This window comes from Planobispora longispora (assembly GCF_016863135.1).
Taxonomy (GTDB): Bacteria; Actinomycetota; Actinomycetes; order Streptosporangiales; family Streptosporangiaceae; genus Planobispora; species Planobispora longispora.
In genome coordinates, this window is sequence record NZ_BOOH01000114.1 from 1 (window position 1) to 722 (window position 722).

The following is a 722-nucleotide window of genomic DNA, read 5'->3' on the forward strand; positions in this document are numbered from 1 at the left end:
CTCCCGGCCGGCAGGAGGGGGATGCGGGCCGAGATCCCGGTGCCGGCGCCGGGCTCGGACTCGATCTGCAGCGTCCCCGCCAGCCCCTCGACGCGCTGGCGCATGATGGTCAGGCCGAACCCGCCGTCGCGGGATCGCGGCGCCGGGCCGCCGTCCGCGGCCGTGCCGGTCTCCAGGCGCGCGGGATCGAAGCCCTCGCCGTCGTCGCGCACGTCCAGCGCCACCTCGTTCTCCAGGTAGGACAACGTCAGCCCGACCCTGGTGGCGCGCGCGTGCTTGGCCACGTTGGCCAGCGCCTCCTGCGCCGTGCGCAGCAGCGCGAACTCGGCCTCCGGCGTCATCGGCCGCACCGTGCCGGTCGTGGTGACCTGGACGGCCGGCCCGTGCAGCTTCGACCACTGCTCGGCCACGTCGGCGAGGGCCTCGCTCAGGCGGGCGGTCTCCAGCGGCTCGGGCCGCAGCGCCTCGACCGAGCGGCGGGCCTCGGCCAGGCTGTCCCTGGCCAGCGTCTTGACGGCGGCGAAGGGCCGCGCCCACGGGGCCGGGACCTCGTGCATCTGCTCGGCGGCCTGCAGCTGCGCGATGATCCCGGTCAGCCCCTGGGCCACGGTGTCGTGGATCTCGCGGGCCATCCGCTGGCGCTCGTCGAGCACGCCCGCCTCCCGGGCCTGGGCGAGCAGCTGGGCGTGCAGGCCGGCGTTCTCGGCGAGCGACGCCTCCAG

The 722-nt window shown here is 76.5% G+C and carries 1 protein-coding gene; it reads right to left on the reverse strand.

Annotation, left to right across the window (positions count from 1 at the left end):
* Positions 1–722, reverse strand: a 722-nt coding sequence (locus Plo01_RS39840) for a sensor histidine kinase (protein ID WP_203895998.1), incomplete at both ends; no start/stop codon positions are given.